General features: G+C 66.8%; 25 protein-coding genes. 14 read left to right on the top strand and 11 right to left on the bottom strand.

Annotated elements, in window-relative coordinates; genetic code table 11:
* The first annotated feature begins 2 nt into the window (after positions 1-2).
* On the top strand, positions 3-2,408 hold the full coding sequence (locus tag CRM90_RS20000; RefSeq protein ID WP_102808679.1) for a CaiB/BaiF CoA transferase family protein: 2,406 nt from the start codon (positions 3-5) through the stop codon (positions 2,406-2,408).
* On the opposite strand, the gene CRM90_RS19995 is transcribed toward CRM90_RS20000, so the two are convergent.
* On the bottom strand, positions 2,405-2,992 hold the full coding sequence (locus tag CRM90_RS19995) for a TetR/AcrR family transcriptional regulator (protein WP_102808678.1): 588 nt from the start codon (positions 2,990-2,992) through the stop codon (positions 2,405-2,407). The two genes, CRM90_RS20000 and CRM90_RS19995, sit on opposite strands and share 4 nt — an antisense overlap.
* Positions 2,989-3,423, bottom strand: a complete 435-nt coding sequence (locus CRM90_RS19990; protein WP_102808677.1) for a nuclear transport factor 2 family protein — start codon at positions 3,421-3,423, stop codon at positions 2,989-2,991. Before CRM90_RS19990 ends, CRM90_RS19995 begins: the two co-directional genes overlap by 4 nt.
* Before the next feature lie 119 nt (positions 3,424-3,542).
* On the opposite strand from CRM90_RS19990, the gene CRM90_RS19985 reads away from it, so the two are divergent.
* The 12 genes from CRM90_RS19985 to CRM90_RS19930 all read left to right on the top strand — a co-directional run bounded on the left by CRM90_RS19985 (position 3,543) and on the right by CRM90_RS19930 (position 13,719).
* Positions 3,543-4,733: an amidohydrolase family protein gene (locus CRM90_RS19985; RefSeq protein ID WP_102808676.1), complete on the top strand. Its 1,191-nt coding sequence runs from the start codon at positions 3,543-3,545 to the stop codon at positions 4,731-4,733.
* Positions 4,730-6,175: a FadD3 family acyl-CoA ligase gene (locus CRM90_RS19980; protein ID WP_102808675.1), complete on the top strand. Its 1,446-nt coding sequence runs from the start codon at positions 4,730-4,732 to the stop codon at positions 6,173-6,175. Before CRM90_RS19985 ends, CRM90_RS19980 begins: the two co-directional genes overlap by 4 nt.
* 252 nt (positions 6,176-6,427) lie before the next feature.
* On the top strand, positions 6,428-7,171 hold the full coding sequence (locus CRM90_RS30525; protein ID WP_158249037.1) for an Rv1363c family protein: 744 nt from the start codon (positions 6,428-6,430) through the stop codon (positions 7,169-7,171).
* Positions 7,168-7,848 carry an Rv1363c family protein gene (locus CRM90_RS19970; protein ID WP_199189966.1) on the top strand — a complete coding sequence of 227 codons (681 nt, stop codon included), beginning with the start codon at positions 7,168-7,170 and terminating at the stop codon, positions 7,846-7,848. Before CRM90_RS30525 ends, CRM90_RS19970 begins: the two co-directional genes overlap by 4 nt.
* A 25-nt stretch (positions 7,849-7,873) precedes the next feature.
* A complete protein-coding gene (locus tag CRM90_RS19965) occupies positions 7,874-9,370 on the top strand; it encodes a class I adenylate-forming enzyme family protein (RefSeq protein ID WP_102808674.1) in 1,497 nt (498 codons plus the stop codon).
* Positions 9,371-9,385: 15 nt separating this feature from the next.
* On the top strand, positions 9,386-9,688 hold the full coding sequence (locus tag CRM90_RS19960) for a hypothetical protein (RefSeq protein WP_102808673.1): 303 nt from the start codon (positions 9,386-9,388) through the stop codon (positions 9,686-9,688).
* An 8-nt stretch (positions 9,689-9,696) separates the two neighbouring features.
* Entirely contained in the window at positions 9,697-10,335 is a 639-nt protein-coding gene (locus CRM90_RS19955) for a fatty-acid--CoA ligase (RefSeq protein WP_102808672.1), read from the top strand.
* Between the two features lie 10 nt (positions 10,336-10,345).
* The gene (locus CRM90_RS19950; protein WP_102808671.1) at positions 10,346-10,549 is read left to right on the top strand and encodes a (2Fe-2S)-binding protein; all 204 of its coding nucleotides are present in this window, start codon (positions 10,346-10,348) and stop codon (positions 10,547-10,549) included.
* A gap of 2 nt (positions 10,550-10,551) precedes the next feature.
* Complete coding sequence (locus CRM90_RS19945) at positions 10,552-11,010, top strand: nuclear transport factor 2 family protein (protein ID WP_102808670.1); 459 nt, start codon at positions 10,552-10,554, stop codon at positions 11,008-11,010.
* Positions 11,007-11,744, top strand: a complete 738-nt coding sequence (locus tag CRM90_RS19940) for an SDR family NAD(P)-dependent oxidoreductase (RefSeq protein WP_102808669.1) — start codon at positions 11,007-11,009, stop codon at positions 11,742-11,744. Before CRM90_RS19945 ends, CRM90_RS19940 begins: the two co-directional genes overlap by 4 nt.
* A gap of 83 nt (positions 11,745-11,827) precedes the next feature.
* Entirely contained in the window at positions 11,828-12,817 is a 990-nt protein-coding gene (locus tag CRM90_RS19935; RefSeq protein ID WP_102808668.1) for an Acg family FMN-binding oxidoreductase, read from the top strand.
* Between the two features lie 20 nt (positions 12,818-12,837).
* Positions 12,838-13,719: a universal stress protein gene (locus CRM90_RS19930; RefSeq protein ID WP_102808715.1), complete on the top strand. Its 882-nt coding sequence runs from the start codon at positions 12,838-12,840 to the stop codon at positions 13,717-13,719.
* Positions 13,720-13,745: 26 nt separating this feature from the next.
* On the opposite strand, the gene CRM90_RS19925 is transcribed toward CRM90_RS19930, so the two are convergent.
* The 5 genes from CRM90_RS19925 to CRM90_RS19905 form a co-directional block, all read right to left on the bottom strand.
* Positions 13,746-15,482: a GAF domain-containing sensor histidine kinase gene (locus CRM90_RS19925; RefSeq protein ID WP_102808667.1), complete on the bottom strand. Its 1,737-nt coding sequence runs from the start codon at positions 15,480-15,482 to the stop codon at positions 13,746-13,748.
* Positions 15,483-15,508: 26 nt separating this feature from the next.
* Complete coding sequence (gene dosR / locus CRM90_RS19920; RefSeq protein WP_102808666.1) at positions 15,509-16,156, bottom strand: hypoxia response regulator transcription factor DosR/DevR; 648 nt, start codon at positions 16,154-16,156, stop codon at positions 15,509-15,511.
* A gap of 33 nt (positions 16,157-16,189) precedes the next feature.
* The gene (locus CRM90_RS19915) at positions 16,190-17,059 is read right to left on the bottom strand and encodes a universal stress protein (RefSeq protein WP_102808665.1); all 870 of its coding nucleotides are present in this window, start codon (positions 17,057-17,059) and stop codon (positions 16,190-16,192) included.
* Positions 17,060-17,132: 73 nt separating this feature from the next.
* Positions 17,133-17,405: a dsRBD fold-containing protein gene (locus CRM90_RS19910; RefSeq protein ID WP_233209407.1), complete on the bottom strand. Its 273-nt coding sequence runs from the start codon at positions 17,403-17,405 to the stop codon at positions 17,133-17,135.
* Positions 17,406-17,476: 71 nt separating this feature from the next.
* Positions 17,477-18,868, bottom strand: a complete 1,392-nt coding sequence (locus tag CRM90_RS19905; RefSeq protein ID WP_102808663.1) for an acyl-CoA dehydrogenase family protein — start codon at positions 18,866-18,868, stop codon at positions 17,477-17,479.
* 225 nt (positions 18,869-19,093) lie between these two features.
* On the opposite strand from CRM90_RS19905, the gene CRM90_RS19900 reads away from it, so the two are divergent.
* Positions 19,094-19,513, top strand: coding sequence for a ChaB family protein (locus tag CRM90_RS19900; protein ID WP_102808714.1), 420 nt, complete (start codon positions 19,094-19,096; stop codon positions 19,511-19,513).
* Here the strand turns inward: CRM90_RS19900 and CRM90_RS19895 are convergent, their stop codons facing one another.
* The 4 genes from CRM90_RS19895 to CRM90_RS19880 form a co-directional block, all read right to left on the bottom strand.
* A complete protein-coding gene (locus tag CRM90_RS19895) occupies positions 19,514-20,809 on the bottom strand; it encodes an MFS transporter (protein ID WP_102808662.1) in 1,296 nt (431 codons plus the stop codon).
* Positions 20,810-20,874: 65 nt separating this feature from the next.
* The gene (locus CRM90_RS19890; RefSeq protein ID WP_102808661.1) at positions 20,875-21,675 is read right to left on the bottom strand and encodes an ABC transporter permease; all 801 of its coding nucleotides are present in this window, start codon (positions 21,673-21,675) and stop codon (positions 20,875-20,877) included.
* Entirely contained in the window at positions 21,675-22,526 is an 852-nt protein-coding gene (locus CRM90_RS19885) for an ABC transporter permease (RefSeq protein ID WP_102808660.1), read from the bottom strand. Before CRM90_RS19885 ends, CRM90_RS19890 begins: the two co-directional genes overlap by 1 nt.
* Positions 22,505-23,698, bottom strand: a complete 1,194-nt coding sequence (locus tag CRM90_RS19880) for an ABC transporter substrate-binding protein (protein WP_102808659.1) — start codon at positions 23,696-23,698, stop codon at positions 22,505-22,507. The genes CRM90_RS19885 and CRM90_RS19880 overlap by 22 nt, the downstream gene beginning before the upstream one ends.
* Positions 23,699-23,703: the final 5 nt, after the last annotated feature.

Genomic DNA, 23,703 nt, shown 5'->3' with positions numbered 1-23,703 from the left:
CGATGACCGACTCACCACTGAGCGGCTTTGTCGTGGTCGACCTGTCCACCGGCATCCCCGGCGGGTACTGCACCAAGTTGCTCGCCGACGCCGGCGCCGACGTCATCAAAGTCGAGGCGCCCGAAGGTGATCCGCTGCGGCGATGGTCAGCCTCCGGAGCGCGGATCGGACCACACGAGGACGGCGCGCTGTTCAGCTTTCTGGCCGGTGGCAAGCACAGTGTGGTCGCTGACCCGGCCCTCGACGAGGATTTGCGCTGGGTGGGCGACCTGCTGGCCGGCGCCGACGCCGTCGTCTGGTCACCGGATTCGCCGCTGGCCGAACACCCGGCGCTGACGCCTGCCGCTGTGCACGCCGCCCACCCGCACCTGATCGTCGCCGCAATCACACCGTTTGGTCTGGATGGCCCGTGGAGTGGCCGCCCCGCAACCGAATTCACGCTGCAGGCCTGGTCCGGCGGCATCGTCGGGCTGGGCCGCGGCGCACCGGACCGCGCACCGGTCTACGTCGGCGGCCGGGTCGGCGACTATCTGTCCGGGGCGTACGCCAGTGCGGCGATCCTGGCGTCCCGCATGCAGGTGCTGGCCGGCGGCGCCGGCGATCTCATCGACCTGTCCATGCTGGAAAGTCACGTCATGGGTTTGACCTACTACCCGGTGACCTACTCCGACATGCTCGGGCGGCCCTGGCGCGACGCCCGCAAGCTGACCGTACCTGGCGTCGCCCGCGTCAAGGACGGCTTGGTGGACGTCGGATGTGGCACCGCTCAGCAGTGGTTCGACCTGTGCGCGATGATCGGACACGAGGAGTGGATCGACGAGAACGCGCCCGTGAGCATCACCGAGCAGGCCAGCGAGAAAGCCGACGAGCTGTATGCCTGGATGGCCGAGCACACCGGTGACGAGGTCCGCGAGCTGGCCACGGCGTTCCGGATCCCCAACGCGCCGGTAGCGACGCCCGACACCATCGAGTCGCTGGAGCATTTCGTCGCCCGCAAGACGTTCGTCACCCACCCGGCCGGCTTCCGCCAGCCCGGTCATCCCTACCGGATCACCGGTGTCGAGTTGCGCCCGCCGTCGCCGGCACCGCGACTCGGGGAGCACACCGACCGGCATCGCCAGGCGTCGCGCCCGCCCCGGCGGCCCGGCACTGCTCAGGATCGGTTGCCACTCAGCGGGATCCGCGTTGTGGATCTCACCACGTTCTGGGCCGGACCGTCGGCGACCCACCTGATGGCGCTGCTTGGCGCCGAGGTGATCCATGTGGAATCAGCGCGCCGCCCCGACGGCACCCGGATGATCGCCGGGGTTCCCGTCTCTGAGGATCACTGGTGGGAGAAGCAGCCGATCTTCGCAGCGCTGAACACCGGCAAGAAGGACATCACCCTCGACCTGGGCACTGAACGCGGACGTGAGCTGCTGCTCCGGTTGATCGCCACCGCCGACGTGGTCGCCGAAAACTACACGCCGCGGGTGCTCGATCACCTCGGCTTGGATTATGCTGCGGTACAACGCATCCGGCCGGATATCGTGATGTGCCGCATGCCGGGTTTCGGGCTGGACGGCCCGTGGCGGGACAATCCGGCGTTCGCGTACGTGATCGAGGCCGCCGCCGGTATCAGCTGGCTCACCGGCTACCCGGACCGCAACCCGTACGAACCGTATTCCGTCGGTGATCCGAACGCCGGCCTGCACGCGTTGAACGCGGTCCTGCTCGCGCTCGAACATCGCCGGCGCACCGGCGAGGGGGCACTGGTCGAGGCCGCGATGGTGGATGCGGCGCTCAACATCGCCGCCGAACAGATCGTCGAGTATTCCGCGTACGGCGCGGTGCTCCAGCGTGCAGGCAACCGGGGACCGTCGGCATCGCCGCAGAACCTCTACCGCAGCAACGAGATCGACGAGTTCGGGCGGGATGACTCCTGGGTGGCGATCGCCGTCGAAAAAGACGAGCAATGGCAGGCGCTGCGCAACGCGCTCGGCGATCCGGACTGGGCCGCCGATCCCGACCTCGACACCGAGAGTGGCCGGCGGGCCCGCGAGGACGTCGTCGACCGGCATCTGGGCGCGTGGTGCCGGGACCGCACCGGGGACGAAATCATCGCCGCGCTGTGGCCGGCCGGTGTCCCGGTGGCCAAGGTCATCCAGCCGCACCGGCAGACCGAGCTCGAACAGCTTGCCGCCCGCGAGTTCTTCGAAGTGCTCGATCACCCGGTGAACGAGCCGGCGCGATTCACCACGATGCCGTTTCGCCTGTCTCGCCGGACACCGCCGATCCACACCGCGCCTGCGCCGCTGCTCGGCCAGCACAATCATGAGCTGCTGGCCGAACTCGGCTTGTCCGACACCGATATCGAGGAATTGTCGGCAGCCGGAGTGATCGGCTCGGCGCCGCCGGGCGGAGGCTAGCGCTGGCCGGTGACGGCAGGGGTGACCAATTCCAGTAGCCACCCGCCCCACTGCGCGTCGGTGCGTTTGCCGGGCAGTGCCAACGCGCTGGACACGGTGACCAGCAGGCCGGTCGCGATGAAGGTACGAACACCCATGGCATCGGCGCCGGTGAGGTTCGTGATGGTCTGCTGCAGTGCCAGATAGCGGGCCGCCACCTCGTCGCGCACAACGGGGTCGCCCGCCGCGGCATACGCATGCAGCATTACCAGTGCGACGATGCGGTCTTTCTGCAACAGGCGGCGATAGGCATCGCCGAGCGCGACAAGGGGCGCGCCGGAGCCCTCCTGGTGCGCCGGGGCGGTCGCGGCGAACGCCTCCTTGACGCGATCGAACACCCAGGTGACGACTTCCAAGAAGAGTTCCCGCTTGGAGCCGAACATCTGCACGATGCGCGGATGGGAGACCTCCGCCCGCGCGGCGATCGCTTCCAATCGGGCTCCAGCCAGTCCGTTTTCGGCGAACTCGATCGCGGCGGCGGCGATGATCTCGCGGCGGCGAACCGCCGCCGGCTTGTGCACCCGCGGAGCCGGAGAGTGGCTCATCGTCGTTCGGTACCCCGGATCTGGCGTTTGACCAGTTTGTTGTCGTACAGGCACCGGTAGGTCGTAATCAGGCCGTCCTCGCCGAATTCCAGCCGATCATCGCCGTGGAACTCGACGACGGTGCTGGTGTTGGCGACGGTTCCGGTGAACTTCCACGCCACCAGCACGGCACGCCGACGGACATCGGCGAACAGGCCCTCGAGGGCAAAGCTGTTGTCGGGGAAGGTCCGTGCCATCTCGGTCACGAAGTTCTTGATCGGCTCGCGCCCATACACGGTCTGGCCCAGCGCCGGTTCGTCGTAGACCAGGTCTTCGGCGCACAACGCCGCGACGGCGTCGCCGTCGTGATCGTTCCATGCGGTGGCCCACCTATGGCAGAAGTCCTGCACAGCGGGGGGATCGGAAATCGCGGCGAGGCTGATTGCTGTCATGACGGCCAACTTACTGGTTTGTAAGAAATTCGACAACGGCCGGGGCTGGGGAGGGGGACGTATTGCCTCGACCGCACCTATGAGAATAGGATTCTCTCCAACTGCATAAGGAGGATTTCATGGGTCAACTGTCGCACCGGGTGGACGTGCCGTTTCCGATCTTCGACGCGGACAACCATCTCTACGAGCCGCCGGAGGCGCTGACCAAATTCCTGCCGAAGGAATACAAGGACTACGTCCAGTACGTGCAGGTCAACGGCCGCACCAAGATTGCGCTGCGCGGTCAGATCAGCAACTACATTCCCAACCCGACCTTCGAGGTCGTCGCCCGCCCGGGCGCGTGGGAGGAGTACTTCAAGTACGGCAACCCGGACGGTAAGACCAAGCGCGAACTGTTCGGTGAGCCGATGCGTGCCATCCCCGCGTTCTTCGAGCCCGGCCCGCGCCTCGAGGTGATGAACGAGCTCGGTCTGGACAAGACCCTGATGTTCCCGACCCTGGCCAGCCTGCTCGAGGAGCGGCTGTCCGACGACCCGGTGGCCATCCACGTCCTGGTCCACTCCCTCAACCAGTGGCTCGACGAGGTGTGGGGGTTCAACTACCAGAACCGCATCTTCACCACTCCCGTCATCACACTGCCGATCGTCGAGAAAGCGATCGAAGAGCTCGAGTGGGTGGTCAAGAGGGGCGCCCGCTGCATCCTGGTTCGCCCCGCGCCGGTCCCCGGATTCCGTGGGCCACGATCGTTCGCACTGCCCGAGTTCGACCCGTTCTGGGAGCGCGTCGTCGAGTACGACCTGCTGGTCGGCATGCACTCCAGCGACAGTGGCTACTCCCGGTACACCTCCGAATGGGACGGTGCCAGCGCGGAGATGCTGCCGTTCCAGACCAATGCGATGGGCATCCTCAACGAGTGGCGTCCGATCCAGGACTCGGTGGGGTCGTGGGTGATTCACGGTGCGCTGTACCGCCATCCGAAGCTGAAGGTCGCGATCGTCGAGGCCGGCTCGAAGTGGATGACTCCGCTGCTCGACGGCTTGGCCGAGGTCTTCCGCAAGGCCCCGGAGGCTTTCCCGAGTGATCCGGTCGAGATGGTCAAGAGCCGCATCCACGTCAGCCCGTTCTTCGAGGACGGCATCGACGATCTGGTCAACCTCGTCGGTGTGGATCAGGTGCTCTACGGATCGGACTGGCCGCATCCCGAAGGGCTGGCGGAGCCGACCTACTACATCGAGGCACTTCAGCATCTGAAGGCCGACGATCAAGCAAAGATCATGGGCGGCAACCTGTCTCGCCTCGTCACCGTGTGATTCGAGAAACACCCTGGCAGACCATCCCTGAGATGGTCTTGAGCGCGGCGGACCGATTCGGCGACTCGGAAGCGGTCGTCGACGGTCCGCTGCGACTGTCTTTCGCTGAGGTCGCGCACCGGGTGCGTTGTGCGGCAGGCGCGTTCGCGAACGTCGGCGTCGAGAAGGGTGACCGGGTCGCCATCTGGGCGCCCAACTCCGCGCAGTGGATGATCGCGGCCTTCGGGGTGCTCACCGCGGGCGGCATCGTCGTCCCGGTCAGCACCCGCTACAAGCAGGCCGAGGCCGCCGACATCATCACCCGCAGCGGTGCCAAGGCGGTCCTGGTCGAGAAAGGTTTCCTGGGACAGGATTTCATCGTCCCGGCCGGTGTGCCTGCGATCGACCTGAAGTCCGGCTTTCTCGACGACGGCCAACCCACGCAGCGGGAGGTCGGCGGAACCGACATCGCCGACATCATCTACACCTCGGGTACCACCGGCCGGCCTAAGGGCGTGATGATGAATCATCTGCAGAACCTGCGGATGTACGCCGAGTGGTGCGATCTGGCCGATCTGCGGCGAGGCGATCGCTACCTGATCGTCAACCCGTTCTTCCACACCTTCGGATACAAGGCCGGCTGCATCGCCACCTTCATCCGGGGCGCAACGATGCTGCCCGTTCCGGTCTTCGATGTCGAGCGCGTTGTCGAGCTGATCGCGGCCGAGAAAATCACGATGCTGCCGGGGCCACCGACGCTCTATCACTCGCTGCTGGCGGTGCCGGACAAGAGCAAGCTCGCCACGCTGCGGGCCGGGGTGACCGGTGCCGCCGACATTCCGGTCGAACTTGTCCGCCGGGTGCACGAGGAACTGCCGTTCCGCACACTGGCCACCGGCTACGGGCTCACCGAGGCCGGCACCGCGACGCTGTCCCGGCCGGGGGACTCGTTCGAAGACGTCGCCACCACGGCTGGCGTGCCGTGCGACGGAGTCGAGGTGCGCATCGCCGACGACGGCGAAGTGCTGGTCCGGGGCTACAGCGTCATGCAGGGCTATTTCGACGATCCGGCGGCCACAGCGGAGGCCATCGACGTCGACGGCTGGCTGCACACCGGAGACCTCGGCAGCTTCACCGAGTCGGGACGCCTGAAAATCGTCGGGCGCAAGAAGGACATGTTCATCGTGGGCGGCTTCAACGCCTACCCGGCCGAGATCGAGGGCTTCCTGATGGAACACCCCGCTGTCGCGCAGGCGGCGGTGATCGGGGTGCCCGACGAGCGGCTCGGTCAGGTCGGCAAGGCGTTCGTGGTGCTGAAAGGGGACCCTCCGCTGTCGGCGGACGATCTGATGGCCTGGAGCCGAGACCGGATGGCCGGTTTCAAGGTGCCCCGGTCGGTCGTATTCGTCGAGGGCCTACCGCTGAACGCGACCGGCAAGGTGATGAAGGACCAGCTGCGCTGAGTATCCGGAAATATCATTTCCGCACTAAGAATGCGTAATTTAAGCGTCGTATGCGCCGGTGTATCGAGTCCATTTACCGCCTGATGATAATGTCATTCTCACCGGTTATCGCGCGTCGGTCGTACGTGTGGCGGACCGCACAGTGGTCGCCCGTACGCTGGCGGGATGTTTGGTCCAGAGAGGAGTCCGACATGCGACGCATATCTGCTGTAGCGCGCCGCGTGCCGGACCGCAAAGACATGTGTGGGTGCCATGGCGGCTGAGGTCAACGAGAAGGCCGTCTCAGAAGCGCTGGCCGAGCTCGCCGAGGCCGAAGCCGCCGAGGCCGAAGCCCGAGCCGAAGCGGCGCGCGCCAAGGCCACCGCGGCGCGCTTGCGAGGTGCGGAGCCCGATTCCACGGATGAGGATCCCGCCGACGCCGACGCCGACTTCGACGGCGACGACGACTTCGACGGCGAGGCGGAAGACTACGACGACGACGCCGAGCTCGAGCCCCGCGGCTGGTGGGCTCGCATCGGTGCGGTCACGGTGGCGGTGGCGGTGGTCGTCATTCTTGCCATCGCATCGATGGTGGTGACCGGTCTGATGCTCGTCGCGCACCAGAAGGTCGTCGCCCAACGAGCGCATCAAGCCGAGTTGGTGGCCGCGGCGCGCGAGGGCGTGATAGCGCTGCTGTCCATCGATTACAACCGGGCCAAGGCCGACGTCCAGCACGTCATCGACTTGTCCACAGGAACGTTCAAGGACGATTTCACCAGGGGTGCAGACGATTTCGTCAAGACCGCTGAGCAGTCCAAGGCGGTCACCGTCGGCACGGTCAAATCTGCCGCGTTGGAGAAAGAGAGCGGCGACACCGGCGTGGTGCTGCTGGCTGCTTCTTCGACCGTAACCAATGCCAATGGGGCACATCAGGATCCGCGCGCATGGCGGATGAGCGTGACTGTCGCGCGAGATGGTGCCCAATACAAGATGTCGAATGTGGAGTTTGTGCCATGAGCAGTGACAAGACCACCGAGCCTGTTGAGGGCGACAACACAGAGGTAGCCGTCGTCGACGAGGAGTCGACCGCTACGGAACTGGATGCGGAAACCACCGCCGAGGCCGCCGAGGGGGACGACACCGCTGGCGAAGCCACTACCGAAGCCGAAACCCCGGCCTCGGGTGCACGGCGCGGTCCGCTGAGTTGGGCCGGTAGGCACTGGGCGGCGGTCCTGCTGGTGGTATTGCTGGTCGCTTCCGCGGGTGCCGCCGGCGGCGTCTACTGGTGGTTGTACCGGCCGGATCAGCAGACCAATTCCGCGGCTCAGCAGCAGGCGATCAACGCCGCCCGCGACGGCACGGTGGCCTTGCTGTCGTACTCCCCGGACAGCCTTGACAAGGACCTGGCCAACGCCAAGGCGCACCTCACCGGCGAATTCCTCAAGTACTACAGCCAATTCACCGACCAGATCGTCGCACCGGCGGCCAAGCAGAAGGGCGTCAAAACCGAGGCGACCGTCGCGCGGGCGGCGCTCTCGGAGATGCACCCCGGTGACGCGACAGTGCTGGTCTTCGTCAATCAGGTGACCACCAGCAAGGATCGGCCCGATCCGGCCCTGGCGACCAGCAGCGTCATGGTGAAGCTGACCAAGACCGACGGCCACTGGTTGATCTCCGAATTCAATCCGATCTAGGCCAGCTGAGCAGGAGGACCAATCGATGAGCGTGGCACTGTTGTTGGAGATGGCCGCCTCCGATGCCGAGCGCGTCGGGGTGGTCAGCGACGACCAGCGACTCACCGTGGGCGAGCTGAACACGCTCGCCGACGGCGGGGCGGGCGTCATTGACTCCCGCGGTGCCGGCAGCGTGGTCTACGTCGGCCTCGGCGGGGTCATGCTGCCGCTGCTCATCTTCGCCTCGGCGCGTGCCGCACGGGCGTTCACGCCGCTGAACTATCGCCTGTCGGCCGAGGCGCTGGCCGAACTCATCGACCGGCTACCCGACCCGTTGATCGTCTTCGACGCCGAATACGGCGACGTGGTGGCCGGTTTGGGTGCTGCGCGAATCGAATCACGGGAGTTCCTGGCCGCGGCAGCGACGGCCGAGCCGGTCGCCGAATTCCCGGATCCCGACGACATCGCGGTGGTGCTGTTCACCTCCGGGACCACGTCGCGGCCCAAAGCCGTCGAGCTGTCGCACAACAACCTCACCAGCTATGTGACCGGCACTGTCGAGTTCGCGTCCGCCGAGCCCGGAGACGCCGCACTGATCTGCGTGCCGCCGTACCACATCGCCGGCGTCAGTGCGGCGCTGTCGAATCTGTACGCCGGCCGAAAGATGGTGTACCTGCCCAAGTTCGACGCGCGCGAGTGGATCCGGCTGGCCTCCACCGAAGCGGTCACCAGCGCCACCGTGGTGCCGACGATGCTCGATCGCATCATCACCGAGCTGGAGACCAACCCCACGCCGTTGCCGTCGCTGCGGTCACTGGCATACGGCGGCTCCAAAGTTGCCCTGCCCCTGGTACGCAAGGCGCTCGAGCTGCTGCCCGCGGTGGGCTTCGTCAACGCCTACGGCCTGACCGAAACCAGTTCCACCATCGCCGTTCTCAGCCCGGACGACCACCGGGCGGCGCATGCGGCCGCTGACGAGTCCGCCCGCAAGAGGCTCGGCTCGGTCGGTCAGCCCGTGCCGGGGATCGAGGTGCAGATCCGCGCCGACGACGGTACGGTCCTGGGCCCCGAGGAGGTCGGCGAGCTCTACGTCCGCGGCGATCAGGTGTCGGGCCGCTACGCCGAGATCGGCTCGGTGCTCGACGCCGAAGGCTGGTTCCCCACCAAGGATGTCGCCTACCTCGATGCCGACGGATACCTGTTCATCGGCGGACGCTCCGACGACACCATCATCCGCGGCGGGGAGAACATCGCCCCGGCGGAGGTGGAGGACGTCCTCGTCGAACATCCCCACGTGCGGGACGTCGCCGTCGTCGGCGTCGAAGATGACGAATGGGGCCAGATCATGGTCGCCGTCGTCGTGCCCGTCGCCGACATCACCCCGGATCCGGAAGACCTGCGCGCCCATGTGCGCACCCAGCTGCGTGGTTCACGCACCCCGGACCGGGTGGTGTTCCGCCACGAATTGCCCACCACACCGACCGGCAAGGTGCTTCGCCGCCAGCTTGCCGACGAGCTCAAGTCGCCGACCGCCACCCCGTGATCCCAGGAGGACAACATGATCAAGACCGGCACCCGACTGCAGAGCCAGGTATGCGACACCCAGGTGATCGTCGTGCGCTCATCGGAAAGTCTCGACGACCTGCGGGCCGGCGGCGTCCCGATGATCCCGCTGGATGGCGAGAAAACCGAAGGCGCGCAACTGGATCCGGAGTTCTCCGGCGGCACTGTGATGGGTAAGCGTTACGTCGACTCCGACGGCGCCGAACTTCTGGTCACCAAGGCCGGAGCCGGCAGTCTCAGTGTCGGCACCACACCGTTGGAGCAGAAGACCGCAAAACCGCTGCCGGCCAGCGACTAGGCGTCGGCATGGACGGCGCGGCGGAGGTCGAGACCCACACGCTCGTGCTGGCTATGGACTACCGGGTCCCGGATCCCAGCCGGGTCTGGCCGGTGCTGCAACGCAGCGAGTCCGCGCTCGCCGAGCTCGGCGCGCATTACGTGTTGGTCTACACCTCGACGCGTGAGCGTGGTCGCGTCATGGTCACCATCTCACTGCGGAGCAAAGAGCCCATCCTCGAGGTCTTGCGCTCGCGGGTGTTCCTCAACTGGTTCGACGCTGTGGGGCTCGACGACATCCCTGCCATCTTCGCCGGCGAGACGGTGGACAAGGTCACGCTCGTCGAGCCGTCCGAGGCGACCCCGCCGGGGGTGATCGTCGGGGCGATCGCCGCGGTCGACGACGTCCCCGCGATGATCGGGCGAGTTCACCAGGGACTGCCGCGGTTTGAGGCCGCCGGGGTGCGGGCCGTACGCATCTTCAAGGCCTTCGACGACGACCACGAAGTGATGATCCTGCAAGAACTCGACGACGAAGCCGACGCCTCCGACTGGGTGAGTCATCCCGACGTGGCGGCGGAGTGGATGGGCCACACCGGAGTCGGGGCCTACCCGCCGGTCTTCGTCGGCCGGCTGCAGCACATCATGCGGCTGGACGAAACCGGCTGAGGATCAACCGATGTTCGTCTGCCTTTGCAACGGTGTCACGAGCCAGGTGGTGGCCGAGGCCGTCGAGGCGGGCGCCACCACCACCAAACAGGTCGCGAAGGCGTGCGGAGCGGGCGCCGAATGCGGCCGCTGCCGACGCACGGTTCGTGCCATCATCGACGCGGCCGACTCGGCGGAACGCAAGCGCCACAACGGCTTCCTACACAAGAGGTGACGATGGACGTGCAGCGCGTCAGCGACGAACTCGAGATCGCGTCGGTCCTGCACCGTTACGCCCGGGCAGTCGACACCCATGACTGGGATCTGCTGCGGTCCTTGTTCACCGACGATGCCCGTCTCGATTACAGCTCCGTCGGCGGCCCGGAGGACGGCCGCGACGAGGTCTGCTCCTGGCTGGAGCGATCGCTGGTGCTGATGCCGATGACGCAACACTTCGTCACCAACATCGAGGCGGACATCGACGGTGACACCGCAACAGTGCGAGCCATGTTCTACAACCCTATGCTGCTGCCGGGCGCGACTGAGACAAGCGCGTGCGGCGGTTACTACCACCACGTTATGGTCCGCACCGACAGCGGATGGCGCAGCAGGCAGCTGCGCGAGGAGAACCTCTGGTTCGACAATCCGCCGAGTCCGCTCAGGCGGGCGAAGTTGACCGAGGAGGCCGACACATGAGTGGTGTCATCGTCACCGGAGCCGCGTCGGGGATCGGCCGTGCTTCAGCCGAGGCGCTGATCGCCGACGGACGCCGAGTCGCGCTGTGGGACATCGCCCCGGCGGTGGCGGAGGTGGCCGAGGCACTCGGTATGCCGCACACCGTGATCGACGTGTGCGACGGCGACGCGTTGAGTGCTGCCGTCGACGCCGCCGCGGCCGCGATGGACGGAATCGACGGGCTGGTGCACGCCGCCGGGCGGGTCATCGCCGAACCGGTCGGCGCTTTCACCGAGGAATCCTGGGATGCGGTGCTCGACGTCAACCTGCGCGCCCAGGCGATCCTGTCGCAACTGCTGCTGCCACACCTGCAGGAGGCCGCCCGTGTCGGTGCAGCCCCCGCGATCGTCGGCATCTCGAGCATCGAGGGACTGACCGCCAACCCGTTCATCCCGGCCTACTGCGCCTCCAAGGCCGGCCTGCTGGGGCTGACCCGATCGATGGCAGCTCAGCTGGGTCCGGACGGGATCCGGGTCAACGCGGTGTGCCCCGGCTTCATTCGCACCCCGATGCTGCAGATCGCGCTCGACGTCGACGAGGTGCGCGAGGGTTTCGAGGCGGCCGCGCCGATCGGCAGGCTGGGGAACCCGGACGAGGTCGGCGCGGCGGTGGCGTTCCTGATGTCGCCGAAGGCGTCGTTCATCACCGGAGCCCACCTGGTGGTCGACGGGGGAGTGACCAGCAGACATCCCTGACGCTGGGATCAGCCCACTCAAGTCCCCACAGCTTGGGACTTACGCCCCTGTCAGATCCTGGGTGGCGCGGCGACAGTGGACGTATGAGCGTGCCGTTTCCCGAGCCCGAGACCATTCGGACTGTGCTGAGCCTGGCGATGCGGGCGCCGTCGGTGCACAACTCGCAGCCCTGGCACTGGCGGGTCGGGCCCAGCAGCCTGCATCTGTACGCGGACCCCAGCAGACACCTGCCGAACACCGATCCCGACCGTCGCGACATGCTCGTCAGCTGCGGCGCCGCGTTGCACCATTGCACCGTCGCATTGGCCGCGCTGGGGTGGCAGGCCACGATCCGGCGGTTCCCCGATCCGGCCGACAGCGCTCACCTGGCGTCGATCGAGGTGCAGCCGCTCGCCGCCGGTGAACTCGACGTCACCCTGGCCGCCGCGATCACCCGACGTCGTACCGATCGGCGCACCTTCAGCTCATGGCCGGTACCCGGTGGTGACATCGCGTTGATGGGTGCCCGCGCCGCACGGGCGGGGGTGATGCTGCGCCAGCTGGACCTGCTGCCTCATCTGACGGAGATCGTCGCCCGATCGGTGTCCAGGCACGCCGCTGACGCCGACTATCTCAGTGAGCTCAGCGCCTGGAGCGGCCGGTACGGGTCGCTGGCGGGAGTGCCCGCCCACAACACTCCCGCACCCGATCAGCACGCGACGCTGCCGGCCCGAGTGTTCGCAGGCCCGATCCTGGCGCAGCCGTCGGAAACGCCTGCCGCCGAGGACAACGCCGTCCTGCTCGCGCTCGGAACCGAGACCGACGACGACCTGGCCCGGTTGCGCGCCGGCGAGGCGACCAGCCTGGTGCTGCTGTCGGCCACCGCCATGGGGTTGGCGACGTGCCCGGTCACCGAGCCGCTGGAGATCAGCGAAACACGACAAGCGGTGCGCGAAGACGTCTTCGGTACCAGCGGCTATCCGCAGATGCTGGTGCGTATCGGCTGGGCGGCGGTGAACGCCGACCCACTGCCTGCCACCCCGCGCCGGCCATTCTCCGAAGTGGTCGACGGGCTCGACAGTCGTGTGGCATGACAACCCGGAAGGAATATCAAATGTCAACCTCTGCAACGAAATACGACATCGTCGTTGGTGTGGACGGATCCCCGGAGTCGAAGGTTGCCGTCGACTGGGCGGCACGCGACGCGGCGTTGCGTGGGGCACAGGTGCACCTGGTGCATGTGCTCAGCTCGCCCGTGGTGATGACCTTCCCCGAAGTGCCCGTTCCCAGCGGTTACCTTCAGTGGCAGGAAGATTCGGCTCGTGAGATTCTGGAGAGCGCGACTGAAACCGTCGCAGCGGCCGCCAAGGACGTGAAGGTCACCACCGAGATCGTGAGTGGCTCTCCGATACCGACGCTGGCCGACCTGTCCAAAGACGCCCAGCTGATCGTGGTCGGGTGCCGGGGTCGCGGCGCGCTGGCCCGCAGTCTGCTGGGTTCGGTCAGCACCGGCCTGGTCCACCACGCGCACTGCCCGGTGGCGATCATCCACGACGAGGACACGTTGACGGCCCGCCCGTCGAAGGCCCCGGTGGTCGTCGGCGTCGACGGTTCACCGGCCTCGGAGAAGGCGCTGGAAATCGCATACGAGCAGGCCTCGTTGCGCGGGGTGGAACTGGTCGCCGTGCACGCCTGGAGTGACACCGGGGTGTTCGAATTCCCCGGTCTGGACTGGTCGGCACTGCGGTCGATCGCCGAAGAGACACTGGCCGAGCGGCTGGCCGGCTGGCAGGAGCGCTACCCCGATGTCGTGGTGCACCGGCTGGTGGTGGCCGACCGGCCCGCGCAACAGCTCATCGAGCAGTCGGAGTCGGCGCAGTTGACCGTCCTCGGCAGCCACGGACGGGGTGGATTCGCCGGGATGCTGCTGGGGTCGGTCAGCACCGCGGTGGTGCACGGGTCCCGGCAGCCGGTGATCGTCGCGCGCAGCGGCTAGCCTCAAACGCCTTGGACGCCAAGGCCTTACGGCAGTGGTGCGCTCCAGCGAAGCACCGTACCGCCGCCTTCGGCGTTGTCGACGGTGAAGTCCCCGCCGACCTCGTACGCGCGGCGACGCAGGTTGATCAACCCACTGGGGTTGACCTCGGCCGGCATACCGCGGCCGTCGTCGATCACCTCGATCGCGAGTTCGTCCTCCACCCGCACAGTGACGCTGAGTGACTGGGCGTCAGCGTGGCGCACCGCGTTGCTGACCGCCTCGCGAACCACCGCCTCGGCGTGATCGGCCAGCCCCGCCTCGACGACCGACAACGGTCCGACGTACTGAATGGCGATCCGCGGCCCCGAACCGGCGAACGCATTGACCGCGTCGTCGAGGCGCTGACGCAGCTGTGTGGTGGCGCCCACCGACCCGCCGTGCAGGTCGAAGATCGCGGTGCGGATCTCCTGGATGACCTCCTGCAGGTCGTCCACGCTGCTCGTCAGGCGCTGGCGCACTTCGGGCAGCCGGCTGCGCGGGATCGTGCCCTGCAGGGAAAGGCCGATTGCGAACAACCGTTGGATGACGTGGTCGTGCAGGTCGCGGGCGATCCGGTCGCGGTCGGAGAGCACGTCGAGTTCGCGCAGGTGCCGCTGGGTCGAGGCCAACTGCCAGGCCAGCGTCGCCTGGTCGGCGAAGCCCGCCATCATGTCGAGCTGTTCGTGGCTGAACGTCTGCCTGCCGGTACGCCGCAGGATCACCACCACCCCGGCGGCGGTGTCGGTGGTGCGCAACGGCAGGACCAGCGCGGCGCCGATCCCGGGTATCGCGGGCAGCTCGTCGCTGATGTCGGTGAACCGCTGCGGTGCCTGCGCGGCGAAGGCGTGGCCGATCACGCTGTCCCGCACGGTGATTGGCGGCAATGATTCGGGCTGGCCGACCTTGCCCGCCGTCTCGACCACCAGCAATTCCTCGACCTGGTCGACGGGCAGCTGAATATCGCTGGGCACCGCGACCAGTACCACGTCCGCCGCGGTGAGTTTGAGCGCCTCGTCGGCGATGAGCCGGAACACCTGGGCCGGGTCCGCACCACCCAGCAACTCGGTGCCGATGTCGCGGGTCGCCTCGATCCAGGACTGCCGCGTGCGGGACTGTTCGTAGAGACGGGCGTTGTCGATCGCGATACCCGCCGCGGCGGCCAACGCCTCGACCAGGACTTCGTCGTCCTCGCTGAACGGCTGCCCGTCCGCCTTGTCGGTGAGATATAGGTTGCCGTACACCTCGTCGCGGATCCGCACCGGAACGCCGAGGAAGGTGCGCATGGGCGGGTGATTCGGCGGGAAGCCCACCGATGCCGGGTGCTGCGTGATGTTGTCGAGCCGGATCGGTTTCGGTTCGTCGATCAGGTGGCCGAGGACGCCGCGTCCGGAGGGCAGCGGGCCGATCAGTTCATGGGTTTCGGCGTCGATGCCCTCGTAGATGAACTCGACGAGCTCATGGTCGTGGCCGCGTACGCCCAGCGCTCCGTAGCGGGCGTCGACGAGGTCGATCGCCGTGTGAACGATGGTTTTGAGCGTGACGTCCAATTCCAGACCGGAGGTCACCACCAGCATCGCTTCGACCAGGCCGTCGAGTCGGTCCCGACCTTCGACGATCTGCTCTACCCGGTCCTGGACCTCGGCAAGTAGCTCGCGCAGACGAAGACCCGACAATGTGTCACGCAGCGGCGAACCCGCCTTGCGATTCCCGTTCGGTCCGACAGTGTCGGTCACCGCCCTCATGTTGCCACCAGAAGGCAACGGCCGCTTCAATCTTGGCTACGCTGGTTATGGTCGAGCTTCGAGATGAACACCGCCGCCTGGGTGCGGCGCTCCATCCCAAGTTTTGCCAGCAGACGCGATACGTAGTTTTTCACCGTCTTCTCAGCGAGGAACATTCGCGCGGCGATTTGCTTGTTCGTCAGGCCCTCGCCAAGTAAGCCGAGCAGGACCCGTTCCTGTTCAGTGAGACCCGACAGCGGATCGGAACGCTCAGCGGCACCGCGCAACTTGGCCATCAGCGCCGCGGCGGCACGATGGTCGAGCAGCGACCGGCCCGCGCCGACATCCTTGATCGCCTCGGCGAGCTCCATGCCCTTGATGTCCTTGACCACATAGCCGCTCGCCCCGGCGAGGATGGCGTCCAGCATCGCCTCGTCGGACGTGAACGACGTCAGCATCAGGCACCGGAGGTTGGGCATTCGGGACAGTAAGTCGCGACACAGCTCGATGCCGTTGCCGTCGGGCAGGCGTACGTCGAGCACCGCGACGTCGGGATTCAGCGCCGGAATCTGCGCCAACGCGTGGGCCACCGAACCGGCTTCACCGATGACTTCGAGATCGGGATCGGCGGACAGCAGGTCGATCAGTCCACGGCGAACGACTTCGTGGTCATCGACGAGGAAGACCTTGACCATGCCGCAACGATATCGGGAGTTCGCTGTCGAGTGTCACAACAATCGCTGACGGTCGACGACCAGAACCGAGCAATCGGTGTTGTGCAGGGCCGCCGACCCGGTCGGACCCAGCAGTTCTTCGATGCCCCGGGCGTTGCGCGCGCCCACTACGACGAGCTGGATGGACCCGGCGTGTTTGGCCAGATAGTTCAGCACGCTGCCGTGGATCGCGACCGGTCGGGCGTCCAGATCGGGATATTGGTTCTTCCAATGCGACAGCCGGCGGTCCAGCTGCGCGCGCACCATCCGATTGCCGTCGGAGACGGCGTGGGAGTCGTGGACGTCGGTGTAGCGCGACTGCCACGAGCCGAGAACCCGCAGCGGCGCGCCCCGTAAGCGCGCTTCGGCGACCCCGAACTGCAGGACCGCAGCGCTGTCGGGGGATTCGTCGAGCTCGACGACGATCCAGCCGGGATCATGGCCGGCGATCCGATCCTCGCCCCGCACGATCGCGACCGGGCAATGCGCCGCGGTGACCAGCGCGGTCGCCGTCGACCCGATGCGGTCGGCGTCGAAGTGCTTGAGGCCGACCTCGCCGACGCAGATCATCGCCGCCACCCGGGAGGCCTCCACCAGCGTGGCGATTGGTAGGCCCTGAAGGATCTCGACTTCGAGTTTGACCTGCCGCCCGGTGGCCTCGACCGCGTCCGCCGCGGAGCGGACCGCGAATTCCGCGCCGGCCAACAGGCGCGCTTCCTCCTGCGGGTCCACCGGGTCCGGGCCGGGCGGGTGGATGGCATAGACCAGCCGCAGGGGGATGTCACGGCTGACTGCTTCGTCGATCGCCCACAACGCGGCCCGCACAGCGCCCCGAGAACCATCGACGCCGACCACGATCGACGGCGGTGTGAACGATTCGGGCATCAGGGGCTCCCTGGGACGGCAGACTCCATTGTCGCCGACGGCGACATCAGCGCGCGGTGAAAACGCCAGGCCGCTAGCTGGCCGCGGCGTCGATCTCCGACATCGATGTCGCGAAGAGCTGACTGGCCAGGTTGGACAATGCCCTCGCGACCGCCACCTCGTCGCGCAGTTCCACCGCATGTTCGGTGCCGGCATCCATCCGGGCGGTCCCCGTGCCCACCAGGGCGGTACTCCGCCAGGACAGCAGCGCGGTGGCCCGGGTGCGATCGGCATCCTCGTCGACGGCGATCAACACGGCCGAATGCTTGGTCTGGTCGAGATCGTCCATGACATCCCCCTCAGTCATACCGATCCGACCATGTCGTCCGGTGTCGCTGATAGGGGCTGAAGTCCCATCGGCGTGGGCCGTTCGGCGGCTCAGCGCTTCGGTTTCGGTGGCGCGAGAACCTTCATGACCATCCGCATCGCCGGTTCGGGAACGCGGTCCTTCATGGCGAGGGCGGTTTCGGCGACACGACCGCGCGCCGGGGTGCCGCGGCCGAACAGCCGGTTGAACGGACCGCCTGAGGGTTCCAGCTCGACGTGCATCGGCGGCCCGCCGTCGGCCGCGCCGAGCGCCGAGGAGATCACGATCCGCTGAATCTCGCTGGTGCCCTCGAAGATGGTGTACAGCTTGGCGTCGCGGTACCACTTCTCCACCGGATGGTCGCTGATGTATCCCCAGCCGCCCATGGTCTGGATGGCCCGTTCGGTGGTCTTGACGGCGATCTCGCTGGCGGCCAGCTTCGCCATCGAGCCTTCACCGCGCTCGAACGGGACGTTGTTCGCGGCCATCCAGGACGCGCGCCAGGTCAACAGCCGGGCGGCGTCGATACCGGTGGCCAGGTCGGCCAGTGGGAAGGCGATGCCCTGATTGTCGATGATGGGAGCGCCGAACGCCTCGCGGCGGTTGGCGTAGGCGGTGACGTATTCCAGTGCGGCCCGGGCGATTCCGAGCGCCTGGGCAGCCACCATCGGGCGGGTCTGCTCGAATGTGCCGAGCGTGGCCGATCCGGAGCGCCGCCCGCCGGTGGCCATGGCCTCGCGGGTCTTGGCGAGTTTGTGCTCAAGCTTGTCCTGCCCGCCGAGCAGGTTCGCACCGGGCACCCGCACGCCGTCGAACTTCAGCTCCGCGGTGTGCGAGGCGCGGCACCCCAGCTTGTCGAGCTTGCGCACAAGCTTCAAACCCGGTGTGCCACCGGGCACTACGAACAAAGCCTGTCCGCGGTGGCCCAGCTCCTCGTCGACGACGGCGTTGACGACGTGCACGTTGGCGATGCCGCCGTTGCCGATCCACATCTTGTGTCCGTCGATGATCCAGTCGTCACCGTCGCGCCGGGCTCGGGTCCGCAGGTTGCGCACATCGCTGCCGCCCTCGGGTTCGGAGATCGCCAATGCGGCCAATTTCAGATCCCCCGGGGTGCCGAAGCACTCGGGCGCCCAAGTCAGCATCTGCTCGGGGGTGGCTGCCTGGCCGATGGCCGACAGCGCCAGCGCCGGCATGACCACGGCCAAACCGATTCCCGCGCAACCCCAGAACAGCTCCTCCATGAACATCGGCAGTGACAGGCCGGTCGGATCACCGATCAGGTCGCGATAGAACAGCGGACTATAGAACCCCCGGGCAGCCGCGTCCTCCAATACCGGCCAGGGAAACTCCTGGCGCTTGTCGTAGTCGGCGGCCACCGGCCGGATGCACTGTTCGGCGAATTCGTGTGTGCGGCGAGCGAGATCGTGTTGCGCCGTCGTCGGCGTGAGGTCCAGACCCATCGTGCGTCCCTTCGACGCTTGGGTGATACCTCCGGTACCGGATGATCAAACGTCGGGCCGACGGGCGGAAAAGTTGGAGCCCGGGCTGCCGCGGAGTCGGGTTGCACGGCAGCTCGGGGCTGACTGGGATATCGACCGCCGACCGGTGGGCGTTACCGACCGTTTTCACCGACGTTTTCCGCCCCTGATCGCCGGGTAGCCGACCCCGATACGGAGGTGATGTCGATGCCCAAGACAACCAAGCGCGGCGACGCCAAGAAGAGTGAGTTGCCCAGCACTCTGAAGAAATCCGACGCGAAGGCGCAGCGCACATTCGCCAAGGCGCACGACGCGGCGGCCGAGGAATACGGCGAGGGCGAGCGGGCCCACCGGGTGGCCTACAGCGCGCTCAAGCACAGCTACGAGAAGGTCGGCGACCACTGGGAGGCCAAGAGCTCCACGGGGCCCTCGGATTCCCGGGCCCGCAGCGGTGGTCCCAATCCCAAAGGCAAGAGCGCCGAAGGGGTGGACGCCAATGCGAGCAAGAAGCATCTGCTCGACGTCGCCAGACGGCTCGACATCAGCGGGCGTTCCGCGATGAACAAGGGCGAACTGGTCGACGCCATCATGAAGGCCAATCGCCGCGAGAGCAGCCGCAACCGCTGATCAACGGTCCGGACGAGGGGCGGCCGGCGCCGGCTCGGAGTCGCTGAAGAACTCCAGCAGGTACCGGCTTTCCTCGATCTGGCCGATCGTGCGCCTGGCTTTGCGGCGGGTGATCAGAATGCCTGCGATCGCGAACGCCCACACCGCGTATTGGACGCACCAGGCCACCCGGAACGATTCGAACGAGTAACCGCCGGTCGCACCGATGATCACGCCCATCGCCTGCATGACCAGCAGTGAGGCCAGGAAGCCGCCCATGTTCACCGCGCCCTGTGCGGTGCCCAGCGTCGAGCGCGGATTGAAGGTGCGGGCGAAATCGAAGCCGACCATCGAGCCCGGGCCGCCGAACGAGATCACCACGATCAGGAGCACCAGCAGCCAGCGCGGCGCCGCGGACGGCAACGCCAGCACCACTGTCCAGATGAGCGCATTGCTGATGACGATGCCCAGCACGATCCACGACCGCCGGTGCGGATGCCGCCCGGTGATGATGCCGATCAGCACCCCGAAGACGATCGCGGCGACCACCGAGATGGTCAGCAGCGTTCCTGCCTCGCCGCGCGAAAGATTTTGCGCCACCGTCAGATACGGGACCCCCCACATCAGCGCGAAGACGGTGACCGAGAACTGGGTGCCCATGTGGGTGAAAAAGCCGAGCCGGGTGCCGGGTCGCATCCAGACCGTCTTCACACTGGCCAGCGTCTCGCGAACGCTGGTCACGGGATCGTGGGCGGTCACGCCGCTCGGGGTGTCTTTCACCAGGGCCAGGGTCAGCACCAGGGACAGCACGCCGAACGCCGCGACGGCCAGGTAGGCCCGGGTCCACCCGGACCCGATGAGCAGCGACAGGAACGGCACCGCTGAAAGCACCTGTCCCAGTTGGCCTGAGATACCGGTCAGCTGAGTCACCAACGGGATCTGGCGCGGTGTGAACCAGTGCGGCACCAGCCGTAACACCGAGATGAACGTGAACGCATCGCCGAGCCCGACGACCGCGCGGGCGGCGATCGCGGTGGGCAATGACACAGTTACTGCCAGCACCAGCTGACCCGCGACCATCAGAGTCGCACCGGTCAGGATCATCCGTTTGGACCCGAACCGGTCGAGGAGCAGTCCGGCCGGGATCTGTGCGGACGCATAGACGATCACCTGCAGCACGACGAACGTCGACAGCAGGCCGGGGCTCGCCGAGAATCGCTTGGCGGCGTCCAGCCCGGAGACGCCCATCGTGGTGCGGTCCAGGACGGCCACGATGTAGGCCAACGTTCCTGTCGACCACACAATCCAGGCCCGCACTGTCCGTCACCCTTCGTCGATCCGCCCCACCAATCATCTCCCGGCGACGCAAATTGATTCCCGGGCTATACCCGTGTGGATGCGGGATCACCGCCGAAGCGTTGCGCCAGCCACACCGGGATGATCGCCAGCACGGTCAGCGTCGCGGCGACGACGTTGATCACCGGGGCCTGGTTGGGCCGGAACAGGTTGCCGAAGATCCAGATCGGCAGTGTCTGCACCGTCGGCCCCGCGGTGAACGTGGTGACGACGATCTCGTCGAAACTGAGCGCGAAGGCCAGGATCGCACCGGCGACCAGCGCGCCCCGCATCATCGGGAACGTGACGTAGCGAAACGTCTGCCAGCCCGAGGCGCCCAGGTCGGCTGAGGCGTCCTCCAGGCCGGTGCCGAGCCGGCGCAGCCGGGCCTGGGTGTTGTTGAACACGATCACGATGCAGAACGTCGCGTGCCCGACGATGACCGTCGCCAGCCCCAGCGTCATCCCCAGTGCCGAGGTGAACGTCGCGTTCAGCGCGATACCGGTGACGATCCCGGGCAGCGTGATCGGCAACACCACCAGGAAGCTGATGGTCTGCCGCCCGAAGAACTCGTAGCGCTGCACGGCGAACGCGGCCATGCTGCCCAACAGCAGCGCAAGAGCGGTCGCGCACAAACCCACCACCACCGAGTTCGCCAGCGAATGCCACATACCGTCGCTGGCCCATGCGTCGGCCCACCACCGCAGCGTGAAACCGCTTGGCGGGAAAGCGAACGTCTTCGACGAGTTGAACGCGTTGAGCAGCACCAGGAGCAGCGGCGCGTACAAGAAGACCAGCACGATCAGTGTCCAGATCCGGACCAGCCGGCGCAGGGTGGGCGACAGCATCAGACGTTCTCCAATGCACCGGTGCGCCGCATCGCGAGCAGGTAGAGCACGATCGCCACCAGCGGGATCAGCGACAGCGCGGCCGCCAGCGGTTGGTTGTTGGCGGTCACCAGCTGTCCGTAGATGATGTTGCCCAGCATCTGGGTTTTGCCGCCGACGATCGTCACCGCGATGTAGTCACCCATCGACAGCGAGAACGTGAAGATCGAACCGGCCGCGATGCCGGGAAACACCAACGGCGCCACGATGGTTCGCAATGTGGTGAGATCCGACGCGCCCAGGTCGGAGCTGGCGTCGATCAGCGGGTCGGGCACCCGCTCGAACGCCGCGAACACCGGGATCACCATGTACGGCAACCAGAGGTAGGCCAGCGTGAGCACCGTGGCGATCAGGCCGTAGCCCGGTGTGTACCCGGCCACCCAGTGCAGCGGACCCTCCGGCGACAGCAACATCCGCCAGGCGTAGGCCTTGACCAGATAGCTGGCCCACAACGGGGTGGTGACCGCGACCACCAGGGCCAGCCGCACGCGCGGTGAGGCGACCTTGGCCATGTACAGGCCGAGCGGCACGGCCAGCACGATGCAGATCGCGGTGACGCTCAACGCGATCCCGACCGTACGCAGGGTCGCTGTGCGGAACACCGCGTCGGTGAGCACCCGCACGATGTTGTCACCGGTGTAGGAGCGCACCACCGCACCGGTGAAGGTGTCGGTGCTCCAGAAGGCTGAAAGCAGCAGTACGCCAAGCGATCCCAGGTAGGCGACCACCAGCCAGGCCAGTGGCGGAACGAGCAGGAAGGCGAGACGCAGGCGCCGGCTCACCCCGTGGCTCAGCCCTTGATCTGCTGCCATTTGTCGACCCACTCGTTGTAGGCCGTGCAGTTGTCACCGCTGCCGTCCACGCATTGCTTCTGCGGCGTCGTCCAGTAGCTGATCTTCTCCGCGTAGGCGGAATCGGTGGCGTGGTAGGTGTCGCAGAACGTCTTGTCGCTGGTGAATTCGCAGGCCTTCGTCTGCGCGGGCGCCTCACCGAAGTACTCGGCGACCTGGGCGTTCACCTGGGGCGAGGTGATCCAATCCATCCACTGGTACATGCAATTGGGATTCTTGGCCTTCGACGAGACCATCCAGGTGTCCGACCACCCGGTCGCGCCTTCCTTGGGCAGCACGGTGGCGATCTTGACCTTGTTGTCGGACGTGATCATGTTGGCGATCACCTGCCAGGTGGTGCCGATCACCGAGGTGCCGGACTCGAAGGCCTGCACCGCCTTGGTGTAGTCCGACCAGTATTCGCCGATGTTGCCGTGCTGCGCCTTCAGCAGATCCACCGCGGCATTGAGTTGGTCCTCGGTCAAGGAGTACGGATTCTTGATGCCGAGTTCGGGTTTCGTCTTCGACAGGTACAGCGCGGCGTCGGCGATGTAGATGGGGGAGTCATACGCGGTGACCTTGCCCTTGTACTCCGGGGCGCCGGGGAACACCGCCCCCCAGCTGTCCGGGGCGCCCTTGACGACATCGGTGTTGTACATCAGCAGGTTGGCGCCCCAGCCGTGCGGGATGCCGTACATCTGGCCGTTCACCGAGTTCCACGGCTTGTCCTTGAGGAACGCCGAGATGGTCTCGTAGTTGGGCACCAGCTTGGTGTTGACCGGGGCGACGTCGCCTGCGTAGATCAGGCGCAGCGTGGCGTCACCGGACGCCGACACGCCGTCGTATTGACCGGTGCGCATCAACTGCAGCATCTCGTCGGAGGTGTTGCCGATCTTGACGTTGACCTTGCAGCCGGTTTTCTGCTCGAACGGGTGCACCCAGTCGACCTTGGGGTCGTTGGACCCGTCCTCGGCGTAGCCGGGCCAGGCAATGAGGTTCAGCTGGCCTTCGCCGCTGCCGAGGGCCGACAACGGCTCCATCTTCGGCGGCGCGGTGGTGCCGCCGCCACCGGAGTTGTTGGAACTCGAGCAGGCGGCGACCAGTGCGGCGCACACGGCCAGCGCAACGCCCAGGCGGCGGGTGGTGGTTCTCATGGCGA

Source organism: Mycobacterium sp. ENV421, assembly GCF_002887815.1.
Classification (GTDB): domain Bacteria; phylum Actinomycetota; class Actinomycetes; order Mycobacteriales; family Mycobacteriaceae; genus Mycobacterium.
This window is presented reverse-complemented; position numbering and strand designations above follow the sequence as displayed.

What these genes read in the sequence shown, in the direction of transcription:
- CRM90_RS19970 (WP_199189966.1), top strand. Translation starts at nt 7,168, where the DNA reads ATGAGCAGTGACAAGACCACCGAGCCTGTTGAGGGCGACAACACAGAG.
- CRM90_RS19910 (WP_233209407.1), bottom strand. Translation starts at nt 17,405, where the DNA reads ATGACTGAGGGGGATGTCATGGACGATCTCGACCAGACCAAGCATTCG.
- CRM90_RS19930 (WP_102808715.1), top strand. Translation starts at nt 12,838, where the DNA reads ATGTCAACCTCTGCAACGAAATACGACATCGTCGTTGGTGTGGACGGA.
- CRM90_RS19915 (WP_102808665.1), bottom strand. Translation starts at nt 17,059, where the DNA reads ATGCCCGAATCGTTCACACCGCCGTCGATCGTGGTCGGCGTCGATGGT.
- CRM90_RS30525 (WP_158249037.1), top strand. Translation starts at nt 6,428, where the DNA reads ATGGCGGCTGAGGTCAACGAGAAGGCCGTCTCAGAAGCGCTGGCCGAG.
- CRM90_RS19890 (WP_102808661.1), bottom strand. Translation starts at nt 21,675, where the DNA reads ATGCTGTCGCCCACCCTGCGCCGGCTGGTCCGGATCTGGACACTGATC.
- CRM90_RS19950 (WP_102808671.1), top strand. Translation starts at nt 10,346, where the DNA reads ATGTTCGTCTGCCTTTGCAACGGTGTCACGAGCCAGGTGGTGGCCGAG.
- CRM90_RS19885 (WP_102808660.1), bottom strand. Translation starts at nt 22,526, where the DNA reads ATGGCAGCAGATCAAGGGCTGAGCCACGGGGTGAGCCGGCGCCTGCGT.
- CRM90_RS19880 (WP_102808659.1), bottom strand. Translation starts at nt 23,698, where the DNA reads ATGAGAACCACCACCCGCCGCCTGGGCGTTGCGCTGGCCGTGTGCGCC.
- CRM90_RS19955 (WP_102808672.1), top strand. Translation starts at nt 9,697, where the DNA reads ATGGACGGCGCGGCGGAGGTCGAGACCCACACGCTCGTGCTGGCTATG.
- CRM90_RS19960 (WP_102808673.1), top strand. Translation starts at nt 9,386, where the DNA reads ATGATCAAGACCGGCACCCGACTGCAGAGCCAGGTATGCGACACCCAG.
- CRM90_RS19935 (WP_102808668.1), top strand. Translation starts at nt 11,828, where the DNA reads ATGAGCGTGCCGTTTCCCGAGCCCGAGACCATTCGGACTGTGCTGAGC.
- dosR (WP_102808666.1), bottom strand. Translation starts at nt 16,156, where the DNA reads ATGGTCAAGGTCTTCCTCGTCGATGACCACGAAGTCGTTCGCCGTGGA.
- CRM90_RS19990 (WP_102808677.1), bottom strand. Translation starts at nt 3,423, where the DNA reads ATGACAGCAATCAGCCTCGCCGCGATTTCCGATCCCCCCGCTGTGCAG.
- CRM90_RS19900 (WP_102808714.1), top strand. Translation starts at nt 19,094, where the DNA reads ATGCCCAAGACAACCAAGCGCGGCGACGCCAAGAAGAGTGAGTTGCCC.
- CRM90_RS19995 (WP_102808678.1), bottom strand. Translation starts at nt 2,992, where the DNA reads ATGAGCCACTCTCCGGCTCCGCGGGTGCACAAGCCGGCGGCGGTTCGC.
- CRM90_RS19965 (WP_102808674.1), top strand. Translation starts at nt 7,874, where the DNA reads ATGAGCGTGGCACTGTTGTTGGAGATGGCCGCCTCCGATGCCGAGCGC.
- CRM90_RS19945 (WP_102808670.1), top strand. Translation starts at nt 10,552, where the DNA reads ATGGACGTGCAGCGCGTCAGCGACGAACTCGAGATCGCGTCGGTCCTG.
- CRM90_RS19985 (WP_102808676.1), top strand. Translation starts at nt 3,543, where the DNA reads ATGGGTCAACTGTCGCACCGGGTGGACGTGCCGTTTCCGATCTTCGAC.
- CRM90_RS19905 (WP_102808663.1), bottom strand. Translation starts at nt 18,868, where the DNA reads ATGGGTCTGGACCTCACGCCGACGACGGCGCAACACGATCTCGCTCGC.
- CRM90_RS20000 (WP_102808679.1), top strand. Translation starts at nt 3, where the DNA reads ATGACCGACTCACCACTGAGCGGCTTTGTCGTGGTCGACCTGTCCACC.
- CRM90_RS19940 (WP_102808669.1), top strand. Translation starts at nt 11,007, where the DNA reads ATGAGTGGTGTCATCGTCACCGGAGCCGCGTCGGGGATCGGCCGTGCT.
- CRM90_RS19925 (WP_102808667.1), bottom strand. Translation starts at nt 15,482, where the DNA reads ATGAGGGCGGTGACCGACACTGTCGGACCGAACGGGAATCGCAAGGCG.